The organism is Streptomyces sp. NPDC058685, assembly GCF_042714725.1.
Classification (GTDB): Bacteria; Actinomycetota; Actinomycetes; order Streptomycetales; family Streptomycetaceae; genus Streptomyces.
On record NZ_JBHXSL010000020.1, the window covers coordinates 1 to 4,518 of the forward strand.

The window sequence follows — 4,518 nt, forward strand, 5'->3', positions numbered from 1 at the left end:
GTTTCTCGAGGGGTTGCTCGGGGTGCTGCTCGAGCGACCGCCGGCGTCGGACGGACCCCTGCAGCGGCCCCCGCGCCGCGGAGGCCGCGGAGTGCAGAGCCCGCAGTGCCAGCAGGAGCACTCCGATGTCGTCGAGATAGACGGGGTCGGGAAGCAGGTCGACCGGGCTGACGGCGTAGAGGAGCGAGCCCCAGAAGAGTGCCTTGTTCTTCAGCGGCACCCCTGCCTCACGCAGCACGGCGCGCGCCTTCACCACCCTGACTGCCAGCACCACGGTCACCACCAGCATCGCCAGAACCGCAGTCGCTGCGACGATCAGAGTGACCGTCAGTTCGGTACTCATCGTGCGGTCTCCTCGGAGTGGAGGTCGGTCCGTCTCCACCCGTGTTCCCTCCGCGGCGGCGTCCAAGGGCCCAGTGGGCCAGTTGTCCCTCGAACCGGTGACCGCGGGCAGGCCGCCCGGGCCGTCGGGCCGCACCGTCACCGACCGCACGCTCACGGCATGGCTGGACGGCAGACGCAGTCCCACCGCGAGGAACCTGGAGCGCGTCGACACCGCGTACCGCACCCGCACCATCCGTCACTGGGACCGGATCGTCGCGGCGTGGGCCGTCGAGGACGACCAACGGTCGACGAGACCCGGGCCGACCAGATCGTCGATCTCGGGTCCCAGTGGGGCCAGTACGAGTACGTCACCAACGTGGGTTTCGCCGACCGACGTCGGCAGTCCGTCAGAAACCGAAGGTCACCGCGACGGCAGCACATCATGGGTGCCGACGTACGGTGGGGGAATGAACGCTGACCCGCTGCCGCCGATCGTGGTGGTTCTCCCGGACGGACAGGAGGTCCGCGGTCTGGTGCACTCCCGGCTCCAGACCTCACGCGGATGGATGTATCAGGTCGGTGTGCCCATGTGGCAGACGACGGCCGAGGAGTGGGTGGAGCCGGCCGAGTTGGTGCTGTGGGTGCCTGCCGAATACGTCCGGCCGATGGAGGGTGTCCCCTACGAGGACATCCCCACCCAACAGGCGGAACCGGTGCCCGCACCCGCAACCGCCGCTGCGGTGCCGCCCGCCGGCGCGGCACCCGTACCCCCACTCGCGCCCCCACCCGCACCCGTATCCGCACCCGAACCGGACGGGGTGCTCATCCCCGCGGCAACCCCCGCCGTGGAAGCCGGTGAGTCGCGACGGGCCTGGCGCATCGAGCGGTTGCCGCGGGAGCGCGGCCGCCCCGGCTGGAACGTGGTGCACGTCCACGACTGCGAGGACGCGGACGACGGCGATGTACTCGATCTCGACCAGACCCTGTTGGTGCTCCGGCGCCCGGGCACCAGAGCGTGCGCGAAGTGCGGCGCCGCCGAAACCCTGACGCCGTTGCAATGAGCGCGGCAGAGTGATCGAGACGGGTCGAAACTGCCCGAAGTCTTCGAACAGCATGTCTCGTTGTGAGTGTGAGCACCGTCGATACCTGCCCGGACGTTCAGTGGAGCGTTGTTTGTAGGTAGCATCCGGCACCACAACTGGTATGCGAGGAAAGTGAGCTGTCATGCCGGAGCACAACCCCAACCACCTTCAGTCCCACTACGCCCAGCAGGTTGCCGCCGACCTGGAGAACAACGCCTCCGAGCAGGAGCGCATCGCGTCCGAGGCCGCCGCGTTGCAGGCACGGCTGGAGACGTTGCAGAAGGACCACGAGCTGCTGGTGAGCATGCAGGCCGCTCTCGGTGGCACACCGGCGAAGAGCACCAGGGCGCCCAAGGACGCCAAGCCGGCGAAGAGCGCCGCGGCCACCAAGGGCGCGACGGTCCCGAAGGCGCGACGCGCGAGCGGATCCGCAACCACCGCCGCCGCGACCACCACCAGGGGCAAGAGCAAGGCCGCCAAGAAGCCGGCGGCGACCACCACGGCGGCCAAGACCACCACGGCGCCCAAGAGCGCCACCACGGCGGCCAAGACCACCACCACGCCCCTGCGGGAGCTCGCCGTCGGCATCCTCGGGCGGCGCCAGGAGCCCTGGTCCGCGGCCGAGGTCACCCAGGAGCTGGCCCGCGCCCACCCCGACCGCTCGCTGACCGTGCAGTTGGTGCGCAACGCCCTCGAAGCGTCCGTCGCCAAGAACCAGAGCGAGCGCTCCAAGCAGCAGAACTCCGTGTACTACACGGCAGTCGACAAGAAGGCCGCGACGGACGAGCCGGCGGATGCGGCGAGCACGCCGGACGCCTGACACCGACCGCGCGACACCCCTCGGGCATCCGTCGGCCCGGTCCGCCGACGGACACACCCCCACCCGTGGGTCAGGAGACCTCCTTGATGACGGCGTTTCCCGCGGCCGCGGCTCGAGCGTAGAAACCACGCACGATGTCCACACCGGCGGCCAGGGAACCGTCTTCGACGACGCTCTCCGTCCGAAGGGTGCCGTCGGGCTGCCGGATGTCCGTGCTGAACGAATAGAAGGTGGCCTTCTCCAGGAGGTCGCCACGACAGGCGATCAGCTCCGCGACATCGAGGCCCTGAAGGAAGGAGTGGACGGCACTCACCCGGTCCGGCATGAGCAACAAGGGGTTGTAGAGCCGCCCTTGGTTGCCGCCCCGCTCGGCGAGGACGAGTCCGCCCATCACCACGTCACGGGCGGGCGCCGGTGCGGTGGTGAGCAGCTCGCCGTCCTCGTCGAAGCTCTCGGCGCCGGTCAGCAGCACATGGAGGGCGTCCCAGTTGCGGCGGACCTCGCTGGTCTCCTCGATCACCCTCGGGTAGGCGGTCCCGTCCTCGTCGTCCTCGAACACGACGTCGTTCCAGGCGAGCCGCAGCCGCTCCCGTCCGGCCGACGGGCCCTCCGGGTGCTCCAGGAGCTCTTCGATCTGCGCCGCGTCGTGCCGTGTGAGGGTCAGCCATAGGGACATCCCGCCACCCTACGGAGTGTGACCCGCCCGCACGATCACCGGACGTCGGTGTTCTGTGCGGCGGCCAGTTCACGCACCGTTGCCATGTCGCTGAACGGCACCAACTGTTCGCCGACGATCTGGTACGGCTCACTGCCCTTGCCCGCGACGAGAACGATGTCGTGCGGTCCGGCGGCGGCGAGGGCGATGTCGATGGCCTGACGGCGGTCCGCGCATCGTTTGAAGCGGCTGTCCGCGGCCAGCAGGCCGGGAGTGATCTGGTCCAGGATGGCCTCGGGGTCCTCGTTGCGCGGGTTGTCGGAGGTGAGGACGACCAGATCGGAGAGTTCCCCGGCGATCTCGCCCATCTGCGCGCGCTTGGTGGTGTCCCTGTCGCCGCCACAGCCGAAGACGGTGATGACGTCTCCCTCGGCGAACTCCCGGATGGCGGTGAGGACTTTCTCCAGCGAGTCGGGCGAGTGGGCGTAGTCCACGATCACGGCGGTGCCCGACGGGGTCTGGTACCGCTCGAAGCGGCCGGGGACCGGTGGCATCAGGCCGAGCGCGGCGATGAGCCCTGGCAGGTCGTGTCCGAGCAGATGGCAGGCCGCGACGGTGGCCAGAGCGTTCGACACGGAGAACCGTCCCGGTACGGGCACGGCCGCCGGATGGCTGCGCCCGGCGTGATGCAGGGTGAAACGTGTGCCGAACGCGTCCATGCTGAGATCGCTCGCCCGGTAGTCGGCCTCGCCGTCGATGGCGTAGGTGGTCACCGCCCCCGGCATCATCGCGCTGATGCCCGCTCCCACCGGGTCGCCCGCGTTCACCACGGCCCGCCGGCACAGCCCCTGGAACAGGCGCAGTTTGGCGTCCCGGTAGTTCTCCATCGTGCCGTGGTCGTCCAGATGGTCCTGGGTGAGGTTGGTGAAGATGCCGACGTCGATGAAGGCGTTGTCGACGCGGTGGTTCAGCAGGCCCATGGAGGTGGCCTCCAGGACGACGGTACTCACCGCGCGGTCGCGCATATGGCCCAGCAGGTACTGGAAGTCGGGGGACTCCGGTGTGGTGAGGACGGACCTCGGCATGGGGATCAGCTCGTCACCGATCCGGCTGCCGGCGGTCCCGATGACACCCACCCGGGCCTCTTCGGAGATCCGCAGCACGGACTCGACCATGTACGACACCGACGTCTTCCCGTTGGTGCCGGTCACGGCGATCATGTCCATCTGCCGTCCGGGCTCGCCGTAGAAGCGGGAGGTGACGACAGCGGCGGCCGTCCGCGCGTCCGGGACCCGCACCACGCACACGACGGCGCCCGTCTGCACCGCCGGCGGGACGCCGGGAGCGGAGTCCTCGACGAGGACGGCGACGGCGCCGCGCGCCAGGGCCGGGACGACGGCCTCGGGACCGCCCTCGCGATGACCGGGAACCGCGATGAACAGTGACCCGGGAGACACACGGTCGGCGTCGAAGCACGTCCCGGCCGTGATCACCGTGTCGGGATCGCCCGCGAGGACCTCGTGCTCGTGCCCGGCCAGCAGTTCGCTCAACTTCACAGGGATCCTCTCGGAGGTGCGGACAGTCCGGTGGTGGGGGGGGGGGGGGCCGGGGGGGCGGGCCCCACAAACCCCCCCGGC

5 protein-coding genes and 1 pseudogene are annotated in these 4,518 nt (G+C 69.9%); 3 read left to right on the forward strand and 3 right to left on the reverse strand.

Translation table 11 applies throughout. The features are described from left to right. The coding region (locus ACFWU3_RS18240) for a YkvA family protein (RefSeq protein WP_384438094.1) at window positions 1-343 on the reverse strand (343 nt) is incomplete at its 3' end. 124 nt (window positions 344-467) lie between these two features. Between ACFWU3_RS18240 and ACFWU3_RS18245 the strand changes: the two are divergent. From ACFWU3_RS18245 to ACFWU3_RS18255, 3 genes and pseudogenes are all read left to right on the forward strand, one after another. Then, window positions 468-712 (forward strand): annotated as a pseudogene (locus ACFWU3_RS18245) (transcriptional regulator); the annotation flags it as partial. Between the two features lie 79 nt (window positions 713-791). After that, window positions 792-1,385 (forward strand): DUF6233 domain-containing protein, encoded by a 594-nt coding sequence (locus tag ACFWU3_RS18250; protein ID WP_384438097.1) that lies wholly within the window; start codon window positions 792-794, stop codon window positions 1,383-1,385. Between the two features lie 163 nt (window positions 1,386-1,548). Next, on the forward strand, window positions 1,549-2,226 hold the full coding sequence (locus ACFWU3_RS18255; protein WP_384438100.1) for a hypothetical protein: 678 nt from the start codon (window positions 1,549-1,551) through the stop codon (window positions 2,224-2,226). Window positions 2,227-2,296: 70 nt separating this feature from the next. Here the strand turns inward: ACFWU3_RS18255 and ACFWU3_RS18260 are convergent, their stop codons facing one another. Together ACFWU3_RS18260 and ACFWU3_RS18265 are read right to left on the reverse strand one after the other, a co-directional pair. Continuing rightward, entirely contained in the window at window positions 2,297-2,902 is a 606-nt protein-coding gene (locus tag ACFWU3_RS18260; RefSeq protein ID WP_384438103.1) for a DUF1877 family protein, read from the reverse strand. A gap of 35 nt (window positions 2,903-2,937) precedes the next feature. Beyond that, a complete protein-coding gene (locus ACFWU3_RS18265; protein ID WP_384438105.1) occupies window positions 2,938-4,437 on the reverse strand; it encodes a UDP-N-acetylmuramoyl-L-alanyl-D-glutamate--2,6-diaminopimelate ligase in 1,500 nt (499 codons plus the stop codon). Window positions 4,438-4,518 lie beyond the last annotated feature (81 nt).

What these genes read in the sequence shown, in the direction of transcription:
- ACFWU3_RS18250 (WP_384438097.1), top strand. Translation starts at nt 792, where the DNA reads ATGAACGCTGACCCGCTGCCGCCGATCGTGGTGGTTCTCCCGGACGGA.
- ACFWU3_RS18255 (WP_384438100.1), top strand. Translation starts at nt 1,549, where the DNA reads ATGCCGGAGCACAACCCCAACCACCTTCAGTCCCACTACGCCCAGCAG.
- ACFWU3_RS18260 (WP_384438103.1), bottom strand. Translation starts at nt 2,902, where the DNA reads ATGTCCCTATGGCTGACCCTCACACGGCACGACGCGGCGCAGATCGAA.